Here is a 24,658-nt window from a genome sequence, read left to right as displayed (position 1 = left end):
GTCACTGCGGTTTGCGGGCCTCGACGAGCACCCGAGTCGAGTACGTGACGAACGGCCCGTCGGCCTCGATGCGCTCGTGCAGTTCGGCCAGCCGGTCGCGGTAGCGCCGCACGGTGAAGTCCGGCACCGTCCAGACCACCTTGCGCAGGAAGTAGACGACGGCGCCGATGTCGAAGAACTCGGCGCGCATCCGCTCCATCCGCAGATCCACGATCCGCAGCCCGGCGGCCTCGGCCTGGGCGCGCACGGTGTCGGGGTGAAACTCTGCCCATTTCTCCGGCTGCGGCCCGATGAAGTACTCGACCAGCTCGGCCATCGTGGCGGGGCCGATGTGTTGTGCGAAGTAGGTGCCGCCGGGCCGGAGCACCCGAAGGATCTCGGACCACCAGACGGAGATCGGGTGGCGCGTGGTCACCAGGTCGAACGCCGCATCGGCAAACGGCAGCGGCGGCTCATCCCGGGTCGCGACGACCACGGCGCCCAGCGGATGCAGGCGTCGGGTGGCCAGGGCCGCGTTGGGAGGCCACGTCTCGATGGCCGCCATGGTGGGCGGGAACGGTGCCGCGCCGGAGAGCACCTCCCCGCCTCCGGTGTGGATGTCCAGCGCGGCCGCCACCGTCGCCAATCGGCCGCTCAGCAGGCGCTGGTAGCCCCAGGACGGGCGTTCCTCGGTCGCCCGGCCGTCCAGCCAGGAGAAGTCCCAGCCGTCGACGGGCGCGGTGTCGGCCTCGCTGATCAGCTCGTCAAATGTGCGCCCCATGCAGGCATGGTAGGCACTGTTCCGGGCGGCGGAGCGATCAGACCGTTGCCGTGGTGTCGCCCGTCGCGGTCTCGGTAACCAACGGCGCGGGCGCTGATGTCCTAGGTTGGCGTTATGACGTACGTCACATCACTCATCAGGAGCGAACGCCGATGAACCTTGGTGACTTAACGAACCTGGTGGAGAACTCGCTGGGGAACCTGGTGGAAAAACCGCTGGCGGCGGTCTCTCACATCGTCAACACCCCGAACTCGGCCGGGCGGTATCGGCCGTTCTATCTGAGGAATCTGCTCGACGCGGTGCAGGGCCGCACGCTCGAGGAGGCCGTCGAGGGCAAGACCGCCCTGATCACCGGGGGATCATCGGGCATCGGCGAGGCCGCCGCGAAGAAGATCGCCGAAGCCGGCGGCGCGGTGGTGCTGGTGGCCCGCACGCGGGAAAACCTCGAGAGGGTCGCCGCTGAAATCCGAGCGATCCGCGGTGGGACCGCCCACGTCTATCCGTGCGACCTGTCCGACATGGACGCCATCGCCGCGATGGCCGATCAAGTGCTCGACGATCTCGGCGGCGTCGACATCCTGATCAACAACGCGGGGCGGTCGATTCGACGTTCGCTGGAGCTGTCCTACGACCGGATCCACGATTATCAGCGGACCATGCAGCTGAACTACCTCGGCGCGGTCCAGCTGATCCTCAAGTTCATCCCCGGGATGCGCGAGCGAGGATTCGGGCAGGTGCTCAACGTCTCCTCGGTCGGCGTGCAGACTCGGGCGCCCCGCTTCGGGGCCTACATCGCCAGCAAGGCCGCGCTGGACAGCCTGTGCGACGCGCTGCAGGCCGAGACCGTGAACGACGGCGTTCGGTTCACCACCGTGCACATGGCGCTGGTGCGCACGCCGATGATCAGCCCGACCGCGCTCTACGACAAATTCCCGGCGCTGACGCCCGAGCAGGCGGCCGGGGTGATCACGGACGCGATCGTGCACCGGCCCCGCCGGGCCAGCTCACCGTTCGGCCAGTTCGCCGCCGTCGCCGATGCGGTCAACCCGGCGGTGATGGACCGGGTGCGCAACCGCGCGTTCGCCATGTTCGGCGACTCGCACGCCGCAAAGGGTGGTGAATCGACAACCGACACAACCGAACTCGACAGACGAAGCGAAACGTTCGTGCGGGCGACCCGAGGGATACATTGGTGAGATATGAGCCTTCCAAAACCTGACATTCAGACCACCGTCGTCATCACCGGCGCCTCATCGGGCATCGGCGCCGAACTGGCTCGCGGACTGGCCAACCGCGGCTTCCCGCTGCTGCTGGTGGCGCGGCGCCGCGACCGCCTCGACGAGCTGGCCAACGAGGTGGGCAAGGAATACTCGGTCGGCGTCGAGGTGCTGCCGCTGGATCTCGGCGACGGCCAGGCCCGCGCCAAACTGGCGAACCGGCTGCGCGCCGAGCCGATCGCCGGGCTGTGCAACAGCGCCGGCTTCGGCACCAGCGGGGTCTTCCACGAGCTGCCGGTGGAACGCGAGAGTGAGGAGGTCATCCTCAACGCGCTGGCGTTGATGGAACTCACCCACGCGGCCTTGCCCGGCATGGTCGAGCGTGGTGCCGGCGCGGTGCTGAACATCGCGTCGATCGCGGGTTTTCAGCCGGTTCCGTACATGGCCGTGTATTCGGCAAGCAAGGCGTTCGTGCAGACGTTCTCCGAAGCCGTTCACGAGGAGCTGCACGGAACCGGGGTGTCGGTCACCTGTCTGTGCCCGGGGCCGGTGCCGACCGAGTGGGCCGAGATCGCCAACGCCGAGCGGTTCAGCATTCCGCTCGCGCAGGTCTCGCCGCGCGACGTGGCCGAGGCGGCGATCGGCGGCATGCTCTCCGGCAGGCGGACGGTGGTGCCCGGCGTGGTGCCCAAGGTGGTCAGCACGGGCGGCCGATTCGCGCCGCGCAGCCTGCTGTTGCCCGGCATCCGGATCGGCAACCGATTCCGCGGCGGGCCCAAGCGCTGAGTTACGGCCTTATCGCGGCCGCCCAGTCTCACGGGTCACCTCCGTCTCTCCGCCGGACGAATGGTGAAATGCCCACCTCTGAGCGACAAATCGGTTGTCGCGCGCGTGGTCTCGGTCAGTGCGCGCCCGTCTCCTGTTGTCGCTGATAGGCGGGCAAACGACGATGTCCCCCCGCATTGCGGCCGGAGTGACGGATGTGACGAGGGGCTAGGCTCGATCGATGGCTGCCGTGGAGATGACCGCCGACCTACCGATGAGCCCCCAGCAGATGTGGGATCAGGTGTCCGATCTGTCGGACCTGGGCGACTGGCTGGTTTTACACGAAGGCTGGCGCAGCGAATTGCCCGACGAGCTGAGCGAGGGAACCGAAGTCGTCGGCGTCGCGCGGGCGAAGGGCTTCCGCAACCGGGTGACGTGGACGGTGACCAGATGGGACCCGCCGCACGAGGTCGCGATGTCGGGATCGGGCAAAGGCGGGGCCAAATACGCCGTCTCCCTCACCGTGCGACCCGCCGGTGAGGGATCGATGCTGGGTCTGCGCCTGGAGCTGGGCGGGCGGGCGTTGTTCGGTCCGGTGGGCGCCGCCGCGGCCCGCGCGGTCAAAGGCGACGTGCAGAAGTCGTTGAGGAACTTCGTCGAGTTGTACGGATAGCACCGGTGGCGATCGCAAGCGCGGCGGGTCGCCACCAATCAAAACCCAGACACACTCGCCCGACACGCCCGGATGCGTCGGTGCTCAGTCATAGACTGGCCTCCCTATGAACCACTCGTCCTTCGTGCACCTGCATAACCACACCGAGTACTCGATGTTGGACGGTGCCGCGAAGATCACGCCGATGCTCGCCGAGGTGGACCGGCTCGGAATGCCCGCGGTCGGGATGACCGACCACGGAAACATGTTCGGCGCCAGCGAGTTCTACAACGTCGCGACCAAGGCGGGGATCAAGCCGATCATCGGCGTCGAGGCGTATATCGCTCCCGCTTCTCGCTTCGATACCCGGCGGATCCTGTGGGGCGACCCGGGCCAGAAGTCCGACGACGTTTCGGGCAGCGGCTCCTACACGCACCTGACCATGGTGGCCGAGAACGCCACCGGCCTGCGCAACCTGTTCAAGCTGTCCTCGCTGGCGTCCTTCGAGGGCCAGCTCGGCAAGTGGTCGCGGATGGATGCCGAGATCATCGCCGAGCACGCCGCGGGCATCATCGCCACCACCGGGTGCCCTTCGGGTGAGGTGCAGACCCGCCTCCGGCTGGGCCAGGACCGCGAGGCGCTGGAGTCGGCGGCCAAGTGGCGCGAGATCTTCGGCGCCGACAACTACTTCCTCGAGCTGATGGACCACGGGCTGTCCATCGAGCAGCGGGTCCGCGAAGGGCTGCTGGAGATCGGCCGCACGCTGGGCATCCCGCCGCTGGCCACCAACGACTGCCACTACGTCACCCGCGACGCCGCCCACAACCACGAGGCGCTGTTGTGCGTGCAGACCGGCAAGACGCTCTCGGACCCCAACCGGTTCAAGTTCGACGGCGACGGCTACTACCTGAAGTCGGCCGCCGACATGCGCCGAATCTGGGACGACGAGGTTCCCGGTGCCTGCGATTCCACCCTGCTCATCGCCGATCGGGTGCAGCCCTACGACGAGGTGTGGGCGCCGCGCGACCGGATACCGATCTTCCCGGTGCCCGAGGGGCACGACCAGGCGACCTGGCTGCACCACGAGGTGATGGCCGGACTGCGGCGGCGGTTCGGCTCCGGCGTCGGCCAGGACTACATCGATCGGGCCGAGTATGAGATCAAGGTCATCTGCGACAAGGGTTTCCCCTCGTACTTCTTGATCGTCGCCGACCTGATCAATTACGCCCGCTCGGTCGACATCCGGGTGGGGCCGGGGCGTGGTTCGGCGGCGGGCTCGTTGGTGGCCTACTCGCTGGGCATCACCAACATCGACCCTATTCCGCATGGTCTGCTGTTCGAGCGCTTCCTCAACCCGGAACGTCCGTCGGCGCCCGACATCGACATCGACTTCGACGACCGTCGTCGTGGCGAGATGGTGCGCTATGCCGCCGACAAGTGGGGCTCCGACCGCGTCGCGCAGGTCATCACCTTCGGCACCATCAAAACCAAAGCGGCCCTCAAGGATTCGGCGCGAATCCACTACGGCCAGCCCGGGTTCGCCATCGCCGACCGGATCACCAAGGCGCTGCCGCCGCCGATCATGGCCAAGGACATCCCGCTGTCGGGCATCACCGATCCCGCCCACGAGCGGTACAAGGAGGCCGCCGAGGTCCGCGGCCTGATCGAAACCGACCCCGACGTGCGCACCATCTACCAGACCGCCCGCGGCCTGGAAGGCCTGATCCGCAACGCCGGCGTGCACGCGTGCGCGGTGATCATGAGCAGCGAGCCGCTGACCGAGGCCATCCCGCTGTGGAAGCGGCCGCAGGACGGGGCCATCATCACCGGCTGGGACTACCCGTCGTGTGAGGCCATCGGCCTGCTGAAGATGGACTTCCTGGGCCTGCGCAACCTGACGATCATCGGCGACGCCCTGGATAACATCAAGGCCAACAGGGGAATTGACCTCGACCTGGAATCCGTTCCGTTGGATGACAAACCCACCTACGAGCTGCTGGGCCGCGGCGACACCCTGGGTGTGTTCCAGCTCGACGGCGGGCCGATGCGCGATCTGCTGCGCCGCATGCAGCCCACCGAGTTCAACGACATCGTCGCCGTGCTGGCGCTGTATCGCCCCGGGCCGATGGGGATGAACGCCCACAACGACTACGCCGACCGCAAGAACGGCCGACAGCCGATCAAGCCGATTCACCCGGAACTCGAGGAACCGCTGCGCGAAATCCTTTCCGAGACTTACGGTTTGATCGTCTACCAAGAGCAGATCATGTTCATCGCCCAGAAGGTCGCCTCCTACACCATGGGTAAGGCCGACGCGCTGCGCAAAGCGATGGGCAAGAAGAAGCTCGAGGTGCTCGAGGCCGAATACAAGGGCTTCTGCGAGGGCATGACCACCAGCGGATTCTCCGAAAAAGCGGTGAAGGCGTTGTGGGACACCATCCTTCCGTTCGCCGGGTATGCGTTCAACAAGTCGCACGCGGCCGGCTACGGCCTGGTCTCGTATTGGACCGCCTACCTGAAGGCCAACTATCCGGCCGAGTACATGGCCGGGCTGCTGACCTCGGTGGGTGACGACAAGGACAAGGCCGCCGTCTACCTGGCCGACTGCCGCAAGCTGGGCATCACGGTGTTGCCGCCCGACGTCAACGAGTCGCTGGTGAACTTCGCCTCGGTCGGAACGGACATCCGCTTCGGGTTGGGCGCGGTGCGCAATGTCGGCGCCAACGTGGTGGGTTCGCTGATCGGCACCCGCAACGGCAAGGGCAAGTTCACCGACTTCTCGGACTACCTGAACAAGATCGACATCGCGGCCTGCAACAAGAAGGTCACCGAGTCCCTGATCAAGGCCGGAGCCTTCGACTCGCTCGGTCATGCCCGCAAGGGGCTTTTCCTGGTGCACACCGACGCCGTCGATTCCGTGCTGGGCACCAAGAAGGCCGAGGCGATAGGCCAGTTCGACCTGTTCGGCGGGGACGGCAGTGGCCCCGAAGACTCGGTGTTCACCATCAAGGTGCCCGACGACGAGTGGGAGGACAAGCACAAGCTCGCGCTGGAGCGGGAGATGCTGGGGCTCTATGTGTCCGGGCATCCGCTCAACGGGGTGGCGCACCTGCTGGCCGCGCAGGTGGACACCCAGATCCCGGCCATCCTCGACGGCGATGTGGCCAACGAGACCCAGGTGCGGGTGGGCGGTATCCTCGCGTCGGTCAACCGGCGGGTCAACAAGAACGGGATGCCTTGGGCGTCAGCGCAATTGGAGGACCTCACCGGTGGCATCGAGGTGATGTTCTTTCCGCACGCGTATTCCAGCTACGGCGCCGACATCGCCGACGACACCGTCGTGCTGATCAACGCCAAGGTGGCCATCCGCGACGATCGGATCAGCCTGATCGCCAACGAGCTTGTGGTGCCCGATTTTTCCACCCTCCAGGTGAACCGGCCGATCGCGGTCAGCCTGCCCACCCGGCAGTGCACCATCGACAAGGTCAGCGCGCTCAAGCAGGTGCTGGCCCGGCACCCGGGAACCTCGCAGGTGCATCTGCGGCTGGTCAGCGGGGACCGGATCACCACGCTGGAACTCGATGCGTCGCTTCGGGTGACGCCGTCGCCGGCGTTGATGGGGGACCTCAAGGAACTGCTCGGCCCGGGCTGCCTGGGCGGCTAGCGGCGACTACGCGGGCTAGTCACCGCCGAGTGTGCGGCCTGCCGCACACTGGCGTCCGACGGTGCGGCTGCCCGCACACTCGCCGGGGGGCGGGAGCGGACCGGGTCCGGCATCGCCGTGTGCGTCATGGCAGGTCCACCCTTACGATGACGCTGTCCGGCCACACCCCGCGGTCACGGGCGCGTCGCAGCTTCTCGCGTGCGCACAGATCTCGGTGCACGTTGGTGACGCCCGGGACCTTGATCAGCGGGACGATGTTCCATTGCCAGCCGTACCGCCGCCGCAGCACGCGGTTCGCGCGCTCGGCGTCGGCGCCGGACAGAACGGTGGCACGGCCCGCCACAGCCGTCGCGCCCGGGCGGACCCGGCCCCGGTAGTCGCAGGGCGCGAGTTCGACGTCGCCGCGCGCCGCCAGGCGCCTGGTCTTCGGGCCCGCCTTGGTCCGGAACAGCAACCCGCCGCCGTCGAACGCGAACCAGATGGGCGTGTCAACGGGGGTGCCGTCGCGGCGAAACGACCGGAGCAGGGCGTAGCGAGAACCATTCAGTTCCGCTCGTGAGGTGATAGCCATGACCACAGTCAAGGGCTTAGAGTTGGCTCTAAGTCAAGGATCGGATTCTCGGGAGCTGCGATGGCCGGTGGCCGCACGATCGGGGAGATATCCCGCGAAACCGGGGTCGCCGCGACGACCCTGCGCTACTACGAGCAGATCGGCCTGGTGCCCGAGCCGACGCGGCTGGGCGGTCAGCGCCGCTATGACGACTCGATTCTGTCCCGGCTCGAGGTGATCGCGCTGTGCAAGGCCGCGGGGTTCTCGCTCGACGAGATCGCGCTGCTCTTCGCCGACGACGCCCCGGGCCGGCCGGCCAGCCGTGGCCTCGCCGAGGCCAAACTCGCCGAGATCGACGCCCAGATGGAGTCGCTGGCCCGGGCCCGGGCCGTCATCGAGTGGGGGATGCGCTGCACCTGTCCGTCAATTGACACCTGTACCTGTGGCATTCACCCACCCCACCCATCCAAGGAGCGGTCATGAGCCAGCGGCACCCCCTCGCCGTGCAGAACTTCTCGCACATCTGCATCGGCGTCTCGGACATCGAGGCGTCCCTGGCCTTCTACACCGCGGTGCTGGGCATGGACGTCGTCTTCGACGTCGAACTCGAGGGCGCCGGGCTGGACTCGGTCACCGGCGGCGCCGCCCAGCAGGGCCGCATGATCGGCGGGCTGATCGGGGCCGCGATGGTCGAGTTGCTCTCGCTGGGTGCGGTGCCCGAGTGCCCCAGCGGCCCCCACCTGGGATACACCAACATCTCGTTCCGGGTCGACGATCTCGACGCGACCTACGACGCCGTGGCACGCCTGCACCCCGGCGTCCGCGCCGACGCGCCCGTCGACATCGGGGGAGTGCGCATGTTCTTCATCTACGACCCCGACGGCACGCCCATCGAGCTGCTGGAACTGCCCGCCGGTGTGACGACCACGGTGCAGCTCTGGCGCCCCCAAACCTGAACCGGGCCGGAACCGGCCGATACGTCCCGTGCCCCTTGACGCGGACGTACGCTCACCGAAGGCAGTGCTCATGTGGCTCCGAGGAGGACGGAAATGACGACAGCCGAGCATCCGGCCACTTTGTGCGAGGCGTTCCAGCGCACCGCCGCGATCGAACCGGATGCCGTCGCGCTCCGCACACCCGGTGACACCCAGACGCTGACGTGGCGAGAGCTCGCGACGCAGGTGCGCAAGGTCGCCGCCGGTTTGGCGGGTTTGGGGGTGCGCCGCGGCGACACGGTGTCGCTGATGATGGCCAACCGGATCGAGTTCTACCCCTTCGAGATCGGCGCCCAACACCTTGGCGCCGCATCGTTTTCGGTCTACAACACGTTGCCGCCCGAGCAGCTGACGTATCTGTTCGACAATGCCGGCACCAAGGTCGCGATCTGCGAGGCGCAGTACGTGGACCGCATCCGTGCCAGCGGCGCACCCATCGAGCGCATCGTGTGCATCGACGGCTCGCCCCCCGGCACCATCTCGGTGGACGACCTGTACACCGCCGCGCCAACGGATTTCGACTTCGAGTCCACCTGGCGGGTGGTGCAAACCGACGATGTCGCCACGCTCATCTACACCTCCGGGACCACCGGAAACCCGAAGGGCGTGGAGATGACCCACGCCAATCTGCTGTTCGAGGCGTATGCCCTGGACGCCGTCCTGCCGAGCCGGTTCGGCGACCGGGTCACGTCGTTTCTGCCGACGGCGCACATCGCCGACCGGGTGATGGGCCTGTACAGCCTGGAGGTGTTCGGCGCCCTGGTGACCGTGGTCTCCGACCCGCGCGCCATCGCCGCCGCGCTGGCCGACGCGCGGCCCACGGTGTGGGGAGCGGTGCCGCGGGTATGGGAAAAGCTCAAGGCCGGAATCGAATTCACGATCGCCAGCGAGAAGGACGACGTTACGCGCCAGGCACTGCAGTGGGCGATGTCGGTGGCCGCCAAGCGCGCCGCCGCCCTGGTGGCCGGTGCGGCGATACCGGATGACCTGGCCGCCGAGTGGGCCAAGGCCGACGAGCTGGTGTTGTCGAAACTGCGCGAGCGGCTCGGCTTCGGCGAACTCCGCTGGGCGGTCTCGGGTGCGGCGCCGATCCCCAAGGAGACGCTGGCCTTCTTCGCCGGCATCGGCATTCCGATCGCCGAGGTCTGGGGGATGTCGGAGCTGAGCTGCGTCGCCACCGTCAGCCATCCCCGCGAGGCGCGGCTGGGCTCCGTCGGCAAGCTGCTCCCCGGGCTCGCGGGCAAGATCGCCGACGACGGGGAGTTTCTGGTGCGCGGCCCGCTGGTGATGAAGGGCTACCGCAAGGAGCCGGCGAAGACGGCCGACGCGATCGACGCCGACGGGTGGCTGCACACCGGCGACATCCTGGAGGCCGACGCGCAGGGCTACCTGCGGGTGGTGGACCGGAAAAAGGAGCTGATCATCAATGCGGCCGGAAAAAACATGTCACCGGCCAACATTGAGAACTCCATCCTGGCCGCGTGCCCGATGGTCGGGGTGATGATCACGATCGGCGACGGACGCCCGTACAACACCGCGCTCCTGGTCTTCGATGCCGACTCCGTCGGCCCGCATGCCGCCCAACGCGGACTGTCCGACGCCTCACCCGCCGCGCTCGCGGCCGACCCGGAGGTCGTCGCGCAGATCGCCGCGGGGGTGGCGGCGGGCAACGCGAAACTCTCGCGGGTGGAACAGATCAAACGGTTCCGGATCTTGCCCACGCTGTGGGAACCGGGTGGTGACGAGATCACGCTGACGATGAAGCTCAAGCGCAAGCCGATCATGGCGAAATACGCCGAGGAGATCGAGCAGCTCTACGCGGATGACCCGCATCCGGAGGTGCACGAACCTTCCGATGCCGCGACGGTGCAGCCGGCATGACCGGCGGCCCGGCGGGCCGCGCCCGCGAGATCGGTCGGGTCGGAGTGCGAAAGATGCTGCAGCGCAGCGGACTTGTCGAGGAATCGACGTCACCGCTGTCGACGGACCCGGCCGAGGTCGCCCAACTGTTGGGCGCGCCATGGTACGGCGAGCGGCTGGGTAAGCTCGCCGACGAGCTCGGGCGCGACCTTCCCGCCGTGCGCGCCGAGTCGGCAGGCTACTTGCGGGAGATGGCGCCCTCGCTGGACGACCGCGCTGTGCAGGCCTGGCGCAGCTTCAGTTGCTGGCTGATGCGGGCCTACGACGTGCTGACCGACGAGGATCAGATCGCGGCGCTGCGCAAACTGGATCGCAAAGCGACTCTGGCGTTTGCCTTTTCGCATCGCTCTTATCTGGACGGGCTGCTGCTGCCCGAGGTGATCCAGGCCAACCGGCTCTCACCCGCACTCACCTTCGGCGGCGCCAACTTGAACTTCTTCCCGATGGGTGCCTGGGCCAAGCGAACCGGGACGATCTTCATCCGGCGTCAGACGAAAGACATTCCCGTCTACCGCTTCGCCTTGCGCGCCTACGCCGCGCAGCTGGTGCAAAACCACGCCAACCTGACGTGGTCCATCGAAGGCGGCCGGACCAGGACGGGCAAGCTGCGGCCCCCCGTGTTCGGCATCCTGCGGTACATCGCCGACGCGGTCGACGAAATCGACGGCCCCGAAGTGTATTTGGTGCCGACCTCGATCGTGTACGACCAGCTGCACGAGGTGGAAGCCATGACCACCGAGGCCTACGGCGCGACGAAGCGGCCCGAAGACTTTCGCTTCCTGATCCGGCTGGCGCGCCAGCAGGGTGAGCGGCTCGGCCGCGCCTACCTCGACTTCGGCGAACCGCTGCCGCTGCGCAAGCGGCTCGAGGAGCTGCGCGCCGAGGAGTCCGGCACCAGCACCGGGATCGAACGCATCGCGCTGGACGTCGAGCACCGGATCAACCGCGCCACGCCCGTCACCCCGACCGCGGTGGTGAGCCTCGCGCTGCTGGGCGCCGACCGCTCACTGTCCATCAGCGAGGTGCTGGCCACCGTGCGGCCGCTGGCGAGCTATATCGCGGCGCGCAACTGGACGGTGGCCGGCGCCGCCGACCTGACGAATCGCTCCACCATCCGCTGGACCCTGCACCAGCTGGTGGCCTCCGGCGTCGTCAGCGTGTACGACGCCGGCACCGAACCGGTCTGGGGTATCCGGGCCGAGCAGCACCTGGTCGCCGCGTTCTACCGCAACGCCGCCATCCACATCGTGGTCGACCGCGCGATCGCCGAGACGGCATTGCTGGCCGCCATCGAAGACGCCGAGGGTTCGATGGAAGGTCTGGTGCAGCCGACGGCCGTGCGTGACGAGGCGCTGCGCCTGCGCGAGTTGCTGAAATTCGAGTTCCTGTTCTCGGCGCGCGCGCAGTTCGAGAAGGAACTCGCCGACGAGGTGCGCCTGATCGGGCGGGTGGAAGACACCCGCAAGGCGGCCAGCGCGGCCGACATGCGCGGCCTGCTGGAAAAGGCCGACGTCCTGCTGGCGCACCTCGTGCTGCGCCCCTTTCTCGACGCGTACCACATCGTCGCCGACCGGCTCGCCGCCTACGAGGACGAATCGTTCGACGAGGACGCGTTTCTCGCGGAGTGCCTCGAGGTCGGCAAGCAGTGGGAGTTGCAACGCAGGATCACCAGCGCCGAGTCGAGGTCGATGGAGTTGTTCAAGACGGCGCTGCGATTGGCGCGGCACCGTGAGCTGGTCGACGGCGTCGAGGAGGCGGATATCGCCCGACGCCGACGCGAATTCGCCGAGGAGATCGCCATCGCCGTCCGCCGGGTCAACACCATCGCGGAGCTGGCCAGGACGCGCTGATCACCCGTTCACCCGGCGCCGGGGTTCACGGGCCGTTAACGTTTGGTCGCGATAGTGCGTTGGCCCTATCGGTAAAGCGAGGATCTGATGAGTGACGAATCCAGCGGGCCGACCCGCCCCCTGATCGGGTACATCACCCATGACATCGCGCCGCAGATCACCCCCGCGCCGATCGGGCGGACGTGGATGTCCCAGATGCGTGAGGGGTGGCCCCACCGATGCCTGCCGATGCTCATCGCCAATCAGAGCGGCTGGGAGGTGCGCAACCGGAACGCCTTCACCGCGACATGGATGGGCGGGGACGACCGCACGAGCCTGATGATCGCGCCCGACACCCGCGAAAGCGGCCAGTTCCTGCCCTCCAGCCACTTCGGCTACGGCATCTTGACCTGGCATCTGCCGATGCTGTTTCGCACCCCGCCCGGCTACAACCTGTTGGTGCGCGGGCCGGCGAACCATCCGAAAGACGCCATCTCTTCGTTGGAAGGTATCGTCGAAACCGATTGGTCCAGTTCGAGTTTCAGCATCAATTGGAAATTCACCCGAGAGTTCATGCCGGTGCGGTTCGAGGTCGACGAGCCGATCTGCATGATCGTTCCGCAACGCCGGGCCGAGCTGGAAGAGTTCGCGCCCGAACTCAGGCCCATCGAGTCGGACGAAGAACTGCACAACAAGCACGAGTTCTTCCTCGGCTCGCGGGGCGCGCTGGGCCGCGAACAGGAAGCGGCGGACGGCGCCGCGAACGAGCGCGTGCCGTGGCAGGGCAATTACACCCGGGGCAGGCATAGCGATGGCGACTCCGGGGCGGACGACCACCAGACGCGGCGCCACCTTCGTTCGTTCGCTGCGCCCCAACCCGAGAACCGGGCCTAACGCGACGTCACCGCGCGGTGCACCCGCCGGCCGCCGCGCGGTGCGCCACGGCTGGCCCACGACGAAAGCCGTTCGGGCCTGTGCCCGCCGCACCGTAACCGGTGGGGCGTGTGCGGCCAATGTGGCGAAGCCACCGGACCGCACGTCGCACGCCGCGCTTAAAGTTGGTGGCATGCCGCTTACCGGAGAGTACGAGCCGTCGCCCGTGGATTGGTCACGCGAGCAAGCTGACAAATACGCCGAGTCGGGGGGAGCCGAGGCCGCCGACATGAAGGGCAAGCCGATCATCCTGCTGACCACGATCGGCGCCAAGACCGGCAAACTCCGCAAGACACCGCTGATGCGGGTCGAGCACGACGGCCAGTACGCGGTCGTCGCCTCCCTCGGCGGGGCGCCGAAGCACCCGGTCTGGTACCACAACATCAAGAAGAACCCCCTGGTCGAGCTGCAGGACGGCTCCGACACCCGCGATTACGACGCTCGGGAGGTCTTCGGCGACGAAAAGGCCACCTGGTGGCAGCGCGCCGTCGAGGCGTTTCCCGACTACGCCGACTATCAGACCAAGACCGAGCGCCAGATCCCGGTGTTCGTGCTGACCCCGGTCGGCTGAATTCCGGGGTTGGTCAGCTGGCATGGCACCATTAATCAGTGTCCGCTGAATTGAGCCCGAGCATGTCGCCGCTGCCTCTGACTTCCGCGGCCGACATCGACACCGCGGCCAAGCGGATCGCGGCCGTCGTGACACCGACCCCGTTGCAGTTCAGCGACCGACTGTCCGCGATCACCGGAGCGCGGGTCTACCTCAAGCGCGAAGACCTGCAGATCGTGCGCTCCTACAAACTTCGGGGCGCCTACAATCTGCTGGTTCAGCTGTCCGAAGCGGAGCTGGCCGCGGGCGTGGTGTGCTCGTCGGCGGGCAATCACGCCCAGGGCTTCGCCTACGCGTGCCGGATGTTGCAGGTGCACGGCCGCGTCTACGTGCCCGCGAAGACGCCCATGCAAAAGCGTGACCGGATCCGCTACCACGGCGGGGAGTTCATCGACCTGATCGTCGGGGGCACGACCTATGACCTCGCCGCCGAAGCGGCGCTGGCCGACGTGGAAAGCACCGGCGCCACGTTGGTGCCGCCGTATGACGATCTGCGCACCATCGCCGGCCAGGGCACCATCGCTGTCGAACTGCTCGACCAACTCGACAAGTCTGTTGGGGAGCCCGATCTGGTGGTGGTCCCGGTGGGCGGCGGTGGCTGCATCGCCGGCATCACCAGTTATCTCGCCGAGCGGACCGACAATACGTCGGTGCTCGGCGTCGAGCCGGCCGGCGCCGCGGCGATGATGGCCGCCCTGTCCGCCGGCGAGCCGGTGACCCTGGATCACGTCGACCAGTTCGTCGACGGTGCGGCGGTGCGGCGGGCCGGCGACCTGACCTATGCCGCGCTGGCGGCCGCCGGCGACATGGTCTCGATCACCGCGGTCGACGAGGGAGCGGTGTGCACGGCGATGCTGGACCTGTACCAAAACGAGGGCATCATCGCCGAACCCGCAGGCGCGCTGTCGGTTACGGGATTGCTGGACACCGAGATCGAACCCGGCTCGACGGTCGTGTGCCTGATCTCGGGCGGCAACAACGACGTCTCGCGCTACGGCGAAGTGCTCGAGCGCTCGCTGGTCCACCTCGGTCTCAAGCACTACTTCCTGGTGGACTTCCCGCAGGAGCCCGGGGCGCTGCGCCGGTTCCTCGACGAGGTGCTCGGCCCCGACGACGACATCACGCTCTTCGAGTACGTCAAGCGCAACAACCGCGAGACCGGTGAGGCGCTGGTGGGCATCCAGCTGGGATCGTCGGCCGACCTGGACGGCCTGCTGACCCGGATGCGCGCGACGCAGCTGCACGTCGAAACCCTGAAACCCGGGTCGCCCGCCTACCGCTACCTGCTGCTGTAAACCCGCGATTCATGCACGAGCCGTATGGACCCGGTACCGCCGGCTTCGGGCCGGTCAGCGCCGGCACCATCGGTTCGCTCGTCCTGCTTGCGTGGGCGGCGATTTGGGTTGCCCGGCACGGACGCCTGTTACGGCGGCTCCGGGAGAGGGTGTCCAACGCCGCCGTGATCGGCAAGACGCTCACCTGGGTGCGTGACCGGATCAGCGACAGGGGACGGGCGCTGGCCCGTCGGTTGCCGGTGAGCGAGGTCGCCGGTGTCGCATTGCTTCTCGGGCTGGTCGTGGTCGTGGCGCTGGCGGTCGGCTTCACCGAAGTGCTCGACGACGTGCTCGAGGGCGACGGCATCGTCGGCATCGACCACCCGGTGACCCGCTGGCTTGCGGCCCACCGTGACCTGTGGCTGACCACCGTCCTGCGGGTGGTCACCGCCGCGGGCGAGCCTCTGTTTCTGGTGGCGCTCGCCCTGCCGATTTCCGTTGCGGCCGGCCGGCGGTGCGGGTCGTGGCGGCCCATCGTGCTCGCCATGGTTTGTGGCGGTGGGGTTCCACTGGTGCTCTTCACCGCCAAAGCCCTGGTGGGCCGGCACCGCCCGCCCCTGCCTTTCGCCCTCGTCGACGCGGACGGGTATTCGTTTCCGTCCGGCCACGCGACGGGCACCGCCGCGATCATGGTCATCTCCGCGTGGATGCTGACCCGATGGCTGATCCCCTGGTGGACCGGGCGTGTGACGGTGTGGGCCGTCGCGATCGCCGCGGCGTTCCTGATCGGGTTCTCGCGTGTCTATCTGGGGGTCCATTACGTCAGCGACGTGCTCTCCGGCTGGATGCTGGGCATGGCCTGGGCCGGCACCGTCATCCTCGTCGGAACCTGGTGGGACAACGCCCGGCGTGCACGGGTCCGGCAACCGGAGGCGTGAGCACCCCGTAACTCAGGGCCGGCGCTTCCCCAGGTACGGCGGCACACGGGTGCCGGGCTCGAGGTCGCCGGCCGGCACCGGGGTCCCCGCTGTCAGGCTCACCGGCACCACACCGGCCCAGTGGGGCAGGCTGACGTCCTGCGGATCGTCGACCGGGGGCCCGCTGCGCACCTTGGCCGACACCTCGACGAGGTCGAGGGCGAGCACCCCGGTGGCGGCGAGTTCGCGCGCATCCGGGGCCCGGCAGTCAGCGGTACGCCCGGGCGCGATGTGCTCGAGCAGGCAGTCCAGCGCCCGCGACTTCTCCGCCGGATCGTCGACCACGCGCGCGTCACCCACCACGACGACGGAGCGGAAGTTCACCGAGTGGTGCATCGCGGAGCGCGCCAGCACCAGCCCGTCGAGCAGGGTGACGGTGACGCACACGGGCAGGCCCGCCCCCGATACCCTGGCCGCCTGTGCCGCCAGCAACGGGCCGCTGCCGGTCGAACCGTGCAGGTAGAGCGTCTCGTCCCGGCGGGCATGCGTCGTCGGCAAGACCACCGGCCGGCCGGCGCGCAGGTAGCCCAGATGGCAGATCAGCGCCTCGTCGAGGATGTCGTGGACGGCGCGACGGTCGTAGCGTGCGCGCTCCCGGTAACGGGTCGGCGTGGTGCGTGAGGTCGGTGGGTATGCGGTTTCCACGGAATTGCCCCTCGGTTCGTTCTAGTACATAATATGTTGTGTGCCAGTACAAACGAGCATAACCGGAAGCGGTGCGGATTCCATAGCCGCCAGCATCGAAGCGGCGATCTCGGCCGGCTCCCTGGCGCCCGGCGACGCGCTACCGCCGGTCCGCGAGCTCGCCACGCATCTCGGCGTGAACGCCAACACCGCCGCCGCGGCCTACCGCCTGCTGCGCGACCGCGGGGCCGTCGAGACCGCCGGCCGCCGCGGCACCCGGGTGCGACATCGCCCGGCGACCACCGCGCGTTCGCTGCTCGGGCTCGATGTCCCCGCCGGCGTGCGCGACCTGTCGACGGGCAACCCGAACCCGGCCCTGCTGCCCGTCGCGGGCGTCCCCCTGCCCGGTCCCGTACCCGCCCGCCCGGTGCTCTACGGCGAGCCGGCCATCTCGCCGGCGCTGGGGGAGTTCGCCCGCCAGGCGCTGTCCGCCGACGGGGTTCCCGCCGATCACCTGGCGGTGACCAGCGGTGCGCTGGACGGCATCGAGCGCGCACTCACCGCGCATCTGCGTCCCGGTGATCGAGTCGCCATCGAGGACCCGGGCTGGGCCAATCTGCTCGACCTTCTTGCCGCCCTGGGGCTTTCGGCCGAACCGGTGCGGGTTGACGACGACGGGCCGTTGGCCGCCGACCTGGCCCGGGCGTTGGGGCGCGGCGTGCGCGCGCTGGTCCTGACCAACCGCGCGCAGAACCCGACCGGCGCCGCGCTATCGGCGGATCGCGCCGATAGCCTGCGTGCGGAGTTGGCCCGCCGGGCCGACGACGTGCTGCTGGTCGAAGACGATCACTGCGCAGGCATCGCCGGCGCGCCGCTGCACACCTTGGCCGGCTGCACCAACCACTGGGCGTTCGTCCGCTCGGCGTCCAAGGCCTACGGCCCCGACCTGCGCGTGGCGGTCCTGGCGGGCGATCATCGGACCGTCGAGCGCGTGCACGGCCGCCTGCGGCTCGGACCGGGCTGGGTGAGCCATTTCCTGCAGCGGCTGGCCGTCGGTTTGTGGTCCGACGATGCGGCATCGGAGCTGGTCGCGAGCGCCGAGCGGCGCTACGCGGGCAGGCGTTCGACGCTGTGCGGCGCCCTGGCCGAGCGCGGTCTTTACGCCCACGGGCTTTCCGGGCTCAACGTGTGGGTTCCGGTTCCCGACGAGGCGGTCGCGATTTCGCGACTGCTGGGCGCGGGCTGGGCCGCGGCGCCGGGCGCCCGGTTCCGGATGCAGACGCCGGCCGGCATCCGCATCACGATCTCCGACCTGGCCGCCGACGAGATCGATCCACTCGCCGACGCGGTGGCCCGGGCGGTGCGCCCCGCCGGCCGGCCCATCGTGTAGCCGCGGGTCACACGTCGTCGTCGTCACCGGGCCCGGGGCCGGTCCACAACAGCTCGATGGTGGCGTTCGGCGGCATGTCGTGGCGCACGGTGCGCCGGGCCGGCGCCGGGTTGATCTTGCTGGTGCGGCGAGCCGGCCCGTGCCGGCAGATCCGTCGCAGTTTGTGACCGAATTCAGAATGACTCATGGCCGCATCATCGGGGGTCACCCCACGCGGCCGCCAATCAGTTATCCACAGGCCCCTCGGGCGCCGCCAGGATGGCGAACGAATGACCTTGCAGCACAATGCCGTCGGCATCGACTGCCGGCTCCCCCCAGGACAGCACCACGTCACCGCCGACCGGCACTCTGACCTGCCCGGCGCCCAGGTTGCACACGATGCGCAGCCCCCCGCGCGACACGGCGATCCAGGCCTGGTCCTCGTCGTAATCGACCGTGAGGTGCTCCAGCCAGGGATCGGCGAGGTCCGGGTGGTTGCGCCGCAACGCGATCAGTTCGCGATACAGGCGCCGCAGGCGGGCGTGCTCACCGGTTGCGGCCTCGTCCCAGTTCAGCTTGGAGCGCGCGAACGTCGCGGGGTCCTGCGGGTCGGGGATCTCCCCTTTCTTTGCGGCGTCCCAGCCGTGTTCGGCGAACTCGGCCTTGCGCCCTTCGGCGGTGGCCCGGGCCAGCTCCGGTTCGGGATGGGAGCTGAAGAACTGGAACGGGGTGGAGGCCGCGTATTCCTCACCCATGAAAAGCATGGTGGTGTAGGGCGATCCGAGTGTCAGGGCCGCCTTGATGGCCAGCTGCCCGCCGGTCAGATTCTGCGACGGGCGATCCCCCAGGGCGCGGTTGCCGACCTGATCGTGGGTGCAGGTGTACGCGACCAGACGGGTGGCCGGGATGCCGGACTCCTCGGTCGTGTCCAGCGGCCGGCCGTGGCGGCGACGCCGGAACGACGAATACGTCGCGGCGTGATAAAAGCCGTGGCGCAGCGTGTGCGCGAGGGCGGCCAGGCTGCCGAAGTCGGCGTAGTAGCCCTGGCGCTCGCCGGACACCGCGGTGTGGATGGCGTGATGAATGTCGTCGGCCCATTGCGCGGTCAGGCCGTAGCCACCGCGGCCGCGGGGGGTGATCAGTCGCGGGTCATTGAGGTCGCTCTCGGCGATCAGCGACAGCGGTCGTCCCAACTGCTGTGCCAGCCAATCTGTTTCGGTGGCGAGCTCCTCGAGAATATGGATGGCGGTGGTGTCCACCAGCGCGTGGACGGCATCCAGCCGCAGGCCGTCGGCATGAAAATCGCGCATCCAGCGCAGCGCGCAGCCGATGATGTAGCGGCGGACCTCGTCGGAGTCGGCGTCGGCGATGTTGATGCCCTCACCCCACGGGTTGCTCGCCGAGGACAGATACGGGCCGAACCGCGGCAGGTAGTTGCCCGACGGGCCGAGGTGGTTGAACACCGCGTCGATCAGCACCCCCAAACCCTTTGCGTGGCAGGCGTCGACGAAGCGCACCAGCGCGTCGGGACCGCCGTACGGTTCGTGCACGCTGTACCACAGCACCCCGTCGTAACCCCAACCGTGGCTGCCGGCAAAGGAATTCACCGGCATCAGCTCGACGAAGTCGACGCCGAGATCCACCAGATAGTCCAGCTTTTCGAGGGCGGAGTCGAGGGTTCCGGCGATGGTGAACGTGCCCAGGTGTAGCTCGTAGATCACCGCGCCTTCGACCGTCCGCCCGGCCCACCCGGTGTCGGTCCACGTCGCGCCGGCCGGATCCCACAGCTGCGAGCGGGCGTGCACGCCATCGGGTTGGCGGGGCGAACGCGGGTCGGGCAACACGGTGGGGTCGTCGTCGAGCAGGTATCCGTAACGGGCGTCCGGCGCGGTGTCCACGGTCGCATGCCAGTAGCCGTCCGCCGAGCGCGTCATCGCGTGCACGCGGCCGTTGACGTCGAGCCGCACCAGCTCGGGTTTGGGTGCCCAGACCGCGAAGTCAGTCATGATGGCGCTCCAGCAGCACGACGGGCAGCTCGGCGAACAATTGGGCCGCCGAGGTGGGTCCGTCCGCGACGGCCCCGGTGAGCGTGTCCTTCCAGGTGCCGTCGGGCAGCGGCAACACGGTATTGCCCCAGCCGGTTTCGGCGAGCCGTACGGTCCAGCGGGTCACCGCGACCACGATGTCCTCGCCCCGGCGGAAGGCGAGCACGTGATCGGCGGCATCGCCGTCGGCGAGCACCGGGGCGTAACCCCCCCGCAGGAAGGCGTCCGGATGGGCGCGCCGCACGCGAAGCCCGGTGGTGACCACCCGGATTTTCGGGTGCTCGAGCGCCCGCAGGGCGGCGCGCCGGGCCGCGTAATCGACGGGGCGGCGATTGTCGGGGTCGACCAGGCTGTCGTCCCACAGCTCGGTGCCCTGGTAGACGTCCGGTATCCCGGGCGCGGTGAGCGCCAGCAGCTTCTGGCCCAGCGCGTCGCTCGCGGCGTGCGGATTGAGTTGTGCGACAAGCTCGGTCAGCTGGCCGGCCACCGGGCCGTCGAGCACCGCGTCCAGCCAGCGGTGTACCGCATCCTCGAACTCCGCGTCCGGGTCGTTCCACGAGGTGTGCCAGGCCGCCTCGCGGATGGCCTTCTCAGCGTAGCCGTGCAGCCGGTCGCGCAGCTCGCCGGTGACCTCACCGCTGACCGGCCATACGCCGAAGATGTTCTGCCACAGGAATCGTCCGGTCGCCGGGTCGGGGGAGGGGGCGGCGATCTCCCAGCGGGCGACGAACTCGGCCCACAGCGACGGCACCTGGGACAGCACCGAAATCCGGGCGCGCACGTCCTCGCCGCGCTTGGTGTCATGGGTGGTCAGCGTCGTCATGGTCTGCGGCCACAACCGGGCGCGGGTGGCGGCGCGGTGATGAAACTCGGCCGCGCCGACACCGAAGCGGTGCGGCTCGCTGCCCACCTCGTTCAGCGACACCAGCCGGGCGTCGCGGTAGAACAGGCAGTCCTCGCTTGCCTTGGCGGTGACGGCCCCGCAGAGCTGCTGCAGCCGGGTGGCCGGCTCACCGCCGCCGGCCAGTGCCGCGGCCAGCACCTGCAGCGCCGGTCCCAATTCCGGTGCGGTCGACTCTGTTTCGGCCAGCGCCGTGGGCAGCAGCGCGACCAGGCCGGGGTAGTCGCTGCGGTAGACCCCGACGTGGGTGAGCAGCGCGGCCACCGCCTGCGGAAGCAGCGGGTGATCGGTCCCGGCGGCGGCGGCGATGCTGCGGCGAAGCCTGCCCGCCTCACTTGCCAACGTGTCGGTGGCCGAACGGATCTTGAGGTCGGCCAGCATGTCCGGCAGCCCCTGATAGTCCATACCGGAGGACTCCACCAGCGCCGTCAGCGCCGGGGCGCCCAGCGGATCCAGGAAGACGCCGCCGATTTCGCGTAGCACGTCGTAGCCGGTGGTGCCGTCGACCGGCAGGGTGGGCTCGAGCGCCTCGTCGACGGCCAGGATTTTCTCGATCACGATCCAGGCCGACGGGCCGACCAATTCACGCAGCCACGCCAGATACCCGCACGGATCGGACAGGCCGTCGGGGTGGTCGATGCGCACGCCGTCGACGAGGCCCTCGGCGAACCAGCGCGCGACCTCGGCGTGGGTGGCGTCGAAGACCGCGCGATCTTCCTGGCGCAGCCCCGCCAGCGAGGTGATCGAGAAGAACCGGCGGTAGCCGCACACGCCGGTTTTCCAGCCCACCAGCCGGTAGTGCTGGCGGTCGTGCACCTCGGGGCCGGTGCCCCCGGCCGTGCCGGGCGCTATCGGTAGCGCCAGACCGCCCAGGCGCAACAGGTCCCCGTCGACGGTGAGGTCGGCGGCGTCGTCGTCGGAGCCCAGCACCGGCAGCACGATGCGGCCGTCGGGGTCGAGGTCCCAGTCGATGTCGAAAAACGTTGCGTAGGGCGAAGAACGGCCATTCCGCAAGACGTCCCACCACCACGGGTTCTGCCCGGGCTGGTCGATTCCGACGTGGTTGGGCACGATATCGACGACGATGCCGAGGCCACGCGCCCGGGCCGCCGCCGACAGCCGGGCCAGGCCGTCACGGCCGCCCAGCTCGGGGGACACCGTCGTGGGGTCGGTGACGTCGTAGCCGTGGCTCGACCCGGCGGTCGCGGTCATGATCGGGGACAGGTACAGGTGCGTCACCCCGAGGTCGTCCAGGTAGTCCACCAGGTTTTCCGCGTCGGCGAAGGTGAACGCGAACCCACTCTTTTCACCACGCAGCTGCAGCCGGTAGGTGGACAGGATGGGTAAATCCATGCGTCACAAAGTCTTACGCAAGACGATCAGCGAGCGTGAGGGCAGCGACACCTTCTCTTCGGCGGTCACCACCTGATCGGCTCCCTCCCTGAGGCCCACCGCTTCGTTGGTGTCCAGCTCCACCGTCCACTCCTGGGCATAGTCGTCGGGCGGCATCGAGAACTCCACCGGTTGGTCGCCGGCGTTGAAGCACAACAGGAATGAGTCGTCGACCACCCGCTCCCCGCGGGCATTGGGCGCGGTGATGGCGTCACCGTTGAGAAAGACGGCCACGCACTTGTGGAAACTTTCGCCCCAATCCTCGTGCGTCATCTCCCGGCTACTCGGGTTCAGCCAGGCGATATCGCGGACCTCGTCGCCGGTCCGGATCGGCTCGCCCTCGAAGAAGCGCCGCCGGCGAAATGCCGGATGTTTCTTGCGCAGGGTGGTCACCCTGCGCGCGAACGCCAGAAGATCCGAGTTCTTGTCGACCAAAGACCAGTCCATCCAAGACAATTCGGAGTCCTGGCAGTAGACGTTGTTGTTGCCGTTCTGGGTGCGGCCCAGCTCGTCGCCGTGGGCGATCATCGGCGTGCCCTGGCTGAGCATCAGGGTCGCCCAGAAGTTGCGCATCTGGCGGCGGCGCAGCTCGGTGATGTCGGGGTCGTCGGTGGGGCCTTCGACGCCGCAGTTCCACGATCGGTTGTGGCTCTCCCCGTCCCGGTTGTTCTCCCCGTTGGCCATGTTGTGCTTTTCGTTGTAGGACACCAGGTCGTTCAGCGTGAACCCGTCGTGCGCGGTGACGAAGTTGATGCTGGCGCTGGGGCGCCGGCCGGTCGCCTCGTACAGGTCCGACGACCCCGTCAGCCGGGAGGCGAACTCACCCAGGGTTGCGGGCTCACCCCGCCAGTAATCGCGCACAGTATCGCGATACTTCCCGTTCCATTCGGTCCACAAACCCGGGAAATTTCCGACCTGATAACCGCCCTCGCCGACATCCCACGGTTCGGCGATCAATTTGACCTGGCTGACGATCGGATCCTGCTGCACCAGATCGAAGAACGCGCTCAATCGGTCGACGTCGTGCAGTTCGCGGGCCAGCGTGGCGGCCAGGTCGAAGCGGAATCCGTCCACGTGCATCTCGGAGACCCAGTAGCGCAGCGAGTCCATGATCAGCTGCAGCACGTGCGGGTGGCGTGGGTTGAGGCTGTTGCCGGTGCCGGTGTAGTCCTTGTACAACCGCAGGTCGGTGTCGACGAGCCGGTAGTACGCGGCGTTGTCGATGCCGCGGAAGTTGATGGTCGGGCCGAGGTGGTTGCCCTCGGCGGTGTGGTTGTACACCACGTCGAGGATCACCTCGATGCCCGCCTCGTGGAAGCTGCGCACCATCGACTTGAACTCGGCGACGCTCGAGTTGCGGTTGGCCGCGTATTGGTTATGCGGGGCGAAGAACCCGAATGTGTTGTAACCCCAGTAATTTCGCAACCCCAGGTCCAGCAGTCGCGAGTCGTGCATGAACTGGTGGACCGGCATCAGCTCGATGGCGGTGACGCTCAGTGACTTGAGATGGTCGATGATCGCCGGGTGGGCCAGGCCGGCATAGGTCCCCCGGAGCTCCTCGGGCACGCTGGGGTGGTTCTGGGTCATGCCCTTGACATGCGCCTCGTAGATGACCGTTTCGTGATACGGAGTCAGCGGGGCCCGGTCGGATCCCCAGTCGAAGAACGGGTTGCTCACCACGCTGGTCATGGTGTGGCCCAGCGAGTCGATCATGGGGGGAGTCCCGGGGTCGGCCCCGTCGGCGTTGGGGCCCGCCGGATCGACGGCCTTCAGGTCGTAGGAGAACAGCGCCTGGCCGAACGTGAAATCGCCGTGAAAAGCCTTGCCGTACGGGTCGAGCAACAGCTTGCTGGGGTCGCACCGGTGACCCGCCGCCGGGTCGAAGGGGCCGCAGACGCGAAACCCGTAGCGCTGGCCTGGGTTGATGTTGGGCAGATAGGCGTGCCAGACGTATCCGTCCACCTCCTCCAAGGGAATCCGTGACTCGTCGCCCCGGTGGTCGACCAGGCACAGCTCGACTTTTTCGGCGATTTCGGAGAACAGGGAGAAGTTGGTCCCGGCGCCGTCGTACGACGCTCCGAGCGGATAAGGGTTTCCCGGCCAGACGGTCGCGAGTTTGGGTTGTCGATTACCGCCTGACTCTGAAGCGGGATTGTTGGTTGGCACCTTTCGACCTTATCC

General features: G+C 68.2%; 20 protein-coding genes. 13 read left to right on the top strand and 7 right to left on the bottom strand.

Annotated features, from left to right (window positions below; all coding sequences use genetic code 11):
* Window position 1: 1 nt before the first annotated feature.
* The gene (locus tag EPN51_RS16090; RefSeq protein ID WP_293044314.1) at window positions 2-760 is read right to left on the bottom strand and encodes a class I SAM-dependent methyltransferase; all 759 of its coding nucleotides are present in this window, start codon (window positions 758-760) and stop codon (window positions 2-4) included.
* A 152-nt stretch (window positions 761-912) separates the two neighbouring features.
* Between EPN51_RS16090 and EPN51_RS16085 the strand changes: the two genes are divergently transcribed.
* The 4 genes from EPN51_RS16085 to dnaE all read left to right on the top strand — a co-directional run bounded on the left by EPN51_RS16085 (window position 913) and on the right by dnaE (window position 7,058).
* Window positions 913-1,956: an SDR family NAD(P)-dependent oxidoreductase gene (locus EPN51_RS16085; protein WP_293044312.1), complete on the top strand. Its 1,044-nt coding sequence runs from the start codon at window positions 913-915 to the stop codon at window positions 1,954-1,956.
* A gap of 3 nt (window positions 1,957-1,959) precedes the next feature.
* Window positions 1,960-2,763 carry an SDR family oxidoreductase gene (locus EPN51_RS16080; RefSeq protein ID WP_293044310.1) on the top strand — a complete coding sequence of 268 codons (804 nt, stop codon included), beginning with the start codon at window positions 1,960-1,962 and terminating at the stop codon, window positions 2,761-2,763.
* A 220-nt stretch (window positions 2,764-2,983) separates the two neighbouring features.
* Window positions 2,984-3,415: an SRPBCC family protein gene (locus tag EPN51_RS16075; RefSeq protein ID WP_293044308.1), complete on the top strand. Its 432-nt coding sequence runs from the start codon at window positions 2,984-2,986 to the stop codon at window positions 3,413-3,415.
* A 106-nt stretch (window positions 3,416-3,521) separates the two neighbouring features.
* Window positions 3,522-7,058 (top strand): DNA polymerase III subunit alpha, encoded by a 3,537-nt coding sequence (dnaE, locus tag EPN51_RS16070; RefSeq protein WP_293044306.1) that lies wholly within the window; start codon window positions 3,522-3,524, stop codon window positions 7,056-7,058.
* A gap of 124 nt (window positions 7,059-7,182) precedes the next feature.
* Here the strand turns inward: dnaE and EPN51_RS16065 are convergent, their stop codons facing one another.
* The gene (locus tag EPN51_RS16065) at window positions 7,183-7,629 is read right to left on the bottom strand and encodes a PPOX class F420-dependent oxidoreductase (protein WP_293044305.1); all 447 of its coding nucleotides are present in this window, start codon (window positions 7,627-7,629) and stop codon (window positions 7,183-7,185) included.
* Between the two features lie 60 nt (window positions 7,630-7,689).
* On the opposite strand from EPN51_RS16065, the gene EPN51_RS16060 reads away from it, so the two are divergent.
* From EPN51_RS16060 to EPN51_RS16025, 8 genes are all read left to right on the top strand, one after another.
* Complete coding sequence (locus EPN51_RS16060; RefSeq protein WP_293044303.1) at window positions 7,690-8,091, top strand: helix-turn-helix domain-containing protein; 402 nt, start codon at window positions 7,690-7,692, stop codon at window positions 8,089-8,091.
* Window positions 8,088-8,564, top strand: coding sequence for a VOC family protein (locus tag EPN51_RS16055; protein ID WP_293044302.1), 477 nt, complete (start codon window positions 8,088-8,090; stop codon window positions 8,562-8,564). The genes EPN51_RS16060 and EPN51_RS16055 overlap by 4 nt, the downstream gene beginning before the upstream one ends.
* Before the next feature lie 93 nt (window positions 8,565-8,657).
* Entirely contained in the window at window positions 8,658-10,484 is a 1,827-nt protein-coding gene (gene fadD11, locus EPN51_RS16050) for a fatty acid--CoA ligase FadD11 (protein WP_293044300.1), read from the top strand.
* Complete coding sequence (locus tag EPN51_RS16045; RefSeq protein ID WP_293044299.1) at window positions 10,481-12,373, top strand: lysophospholipid acyltransferase; 1,893 nt, start codon at window positions 10,481-10,483, stop codon at window positions 12,371-12,373. Before fadD11 ends, EPN51_RS16045 begins: the two co-directional genes overlap by 4 nt.
* Window positions 12,374-12,460: 87 nt before the next feature.
* Window positions 12,461-13,246, top strand: coding sequence for a DUF6065 family protein (locus EPN51_RS16040; protein WP_293044297.1), 786 nt, complete (start codon window positions 12,461-12,463; stop codon window positions 13,244-13,246).
* Window positions 13,247-13,418: 172 nt separating this feature from the next.
* A complete protein-coding gene (locus EPN51_RS16035) occupies window positions 13,419-13,856 on the top strand; it encodes a nitroreductase family deazaflavin-dependent oxidoreductase (protein WP_293044296.1) in 438 nt (145 codons plus the stop codon).
* A 38-nt stretch (window positions 13,857-13,894) separates the two neighbouring features.
* Complete coding sequence (ilvA, locus tag EPN51_RS16030) at window positions 13,895-15,190, top strand: threonine ammonia-lyase (RefSeq protein WP_293044294.1); 1,296 nt, start codon at window positions 13,895-13,897, stop codon at window positions 15,188-15,190.
* Between the two features lie 11 nt (window positions 15,191-15,201).
* Window positions 15,202-16,107, top strand: a complete 906-nt coding sequence (locus EPN51_RS16025) for a phosphatase PAP2 family protein (RefSeq protein WP_293044293.1) — start codon at window positions 15,202-15,204, stop codon at window positions 16,105-16,107.
* A 12-nt stretch (window positions 16,108-16,119) separates the two neighbouring features.
* On the opposite strand, the gene EPN51_RS16020 is transcribed toward EPN51_RS16025, so the two are convergent.
* Window positions 16,120-16,791 carry a pyridoxamine 5'-phosphate oxidase family protein gene (locus tag EPN51_RS16020; RefSeq protein WP_293044292.1) on the bottom strand — a complete coding sequence of 224 codons (672 nt, stop codon included), beginning with the start codon at window positions 16,789-16,791 and terminating at the stop codon, window positions 16,120-16,122.
* Between the two features lie 40 nt (window positions 16,792-16,831).
* Here EPN51_RS16020 and EPN51_RS16015 point away from each other — a divergent pair, with 40 nt between their 5' ends.
* On the top strand, window positions 16,832-18,160 hold the full coding sequence (locus EPN51_RS16015; RefSeq protein ID WP_293044291.1) for an aminotransferase class I/II-fold pyridoxal phosphate-dependent enzyme: 1,329 nt from the start codon (window positions 16,832-16,834) through the stop codon (window positions 18,158-18,160).
* A 7-nt stretch (window positions 18,161-18,167) separates the two neighbouring features.
* Here EPN51_RS16015 and EPN51_RS16010 read toward each other — a convergent pair whose 3' ends face one another.
* From EPN51_RS16010 to glgX, 4 genes are read right to left on the bottom strand one after another with little or no spacing between them, the layout of a single operon-like run.
* The gene (locus EPN51_RS16010; RefSeq protein WP_293044289.1) at window positions 18,168-18,347 is read right to left on the bottom strand and encodes a hypothetical protein; all 180 of its coding nucleotides are present in this window, start codon (window positions 18,345-18,347) and stop codon (window positions 18,168-18,170) included.
* Between the two features lie 37 nt (window positions 18,348-18,384).
* Window positions 18,385-20,145 (bottom strand): malto-oligosyltrehalose trehalohydrolase, encoded by a 1,761-nt coding sequence (treZ, locus tag EPN51_RS16005; RefSeq protein ID WP_293044288.1) that lies wholly within the window; start codon window positions 20,143-20,145, stop codon window positions 18,385-18,387.
* On the bottom strand, window positions 20,138-22,438 hold the full coding sequence (gene treY / locus EPN51_RS16000; protein WP_293044286.1) for a malto-oligosyltrehalose synthase: 2,301 nt from the start codon (window positions 22,436-22,438) through the stop codon (window positions 20,138-20,140). The genes treZ and treY overlap by 8 nt, the downstream gene beginning before the upstream one ends.
* A 3-nt stretch (window positions 22,439-22,441) precedes the next feature.
* The gene (gene glgX / locus EPN51_RS15995) at window positions 22,442-24,643 is read right to left on the bottom strand and encodes a glycogen debranching protein GlgX (RefSeq protein ID WP_293044285.1); all 2,202 of its coding nucleotides are present in this window, start codon (window positions 24,641-24,643) and stop codon (window positions 22,442-22,444) included.
* Between the last annotated feature and the right edge of the window lie 15 nt (window positions 24,644-24,658).

This window comes from Mycobacterium sp., assembly GCF_004298145.1.
Taxonomy (GTDB): Bacteria; Actinomycetota; Actinomycetes; order Mycobacteriales; family Mycobacteriaceae; genus Mycobacterium.
Note: the sequence above shows the minus strand (reverse complement) of the source record. Positions and strands in the feature narration are given on the sequence as shown.

Coding starts and splice junctions, on each gene's coding strand:
- EPN51_RS16090 (WP_293044314.1), bottom strand. CDS start 760: ATGGGGCGCACATTTGACGAGCTGATCAGCGAGGCCGACACCGCGCCC.
- EPN51_RS16085 (WP_293044312.1), top strand. CDS start 913: ATGAACCTTGGTGACTTAACGAACCTGGTGGAGAACTCGCTGGGGAAC.
- EPN51_RS16080 (WP_293044310.1), top strand. CDS start 1,960: ATGAGCCTTCCAAAACCTGACATTCAGACCACCGTCGTCATCACCGGC.
- EPN51_RS16075 (WP_293044308.1), top strand. CDS start 2,984: ATGGCTGCCGTGGAGATGACCGCCGACCTACCGATGAGCCCCCAGCAG.
- dnaE (WP_293044306.1), top strand. CDS start 3,522: ATGAACCACTCGTCCTTCGTGCACCTGCATAACCACACCGAGTACTCG.
- EPN51_RS16065 (WP_293044305.1), bottom strand. CDS start 7,629: ATGGCTATCACCTCACGAGCGGAACTGAATGGTTCTCGCTACGCCCTG.
- EPN51_RS16060 (WP_293044303.1), top strand. CDS start 7,690: ATGGCCGGTGGCCGCACGATCGGGGAGATATCCCGCGAAACCGGGGTC.
- EPN51_RS16055 (WP_293044302.1), top strand. CDS start 8,088: ATGAGCCAGCGGCACCCCCTCGCCGTGCAGAACTTCTCGCACATCTGC.
- fadD11 (WP_293044300.1), top strand. CDS start 8,658: ATGACGACAGCCGAGCATCCGGCCACTTTGTGCGAGGCGTTCCAGCGC.
- EPN51_RS16045 (WP_293044299.1), top strand. CDS start 10,481: ATGACCGGCGGCCCGGCGGGCCGCGCCCGCGAGATCGGTCGGGTCGGA.
- EPN51_RS16040 (WP_293044297.1), top strand. CDS start 12,461: ATGAGTGACGAATCCAGCGGGCCGACCCGCCCCCTGATCGGGTACATC.
- EPN51_RS16035 (WP_293044296.1), top strand. CDS start 13,419: ATGCCGCTTACCGGAGAGTACGAGCCGTCGCCCGTGGATTGGTCACGC.
- EPN51_RS16025 (WP_293044293.1), top strand. CDS start 15,202: ATGCACGAGCCGTATGGACCCGGTACCGCCGGCTTCGGGCCGGTCAGC.
- EPN51_RS16010 (WP_293044289.1), bottom strand. CDS start 18,347: ATGAGTCATTCTGAATTCGGTCACAAACTGCGACGGATCTGCCGGCAC.
- treZ (WP_293044288.1), bottom strand. CDS start 20,145: ATGACTGACTTCGCGGTCTGGGCACCCAAACCCGAGCTGGTGCGGCTC.
- treY (WP_293044286.1), bottom strand. CDS start 22,438: ATGGATTTACCCATCCTGTCCACCTACCGGCTGCAGCTGCGTGGTGAA.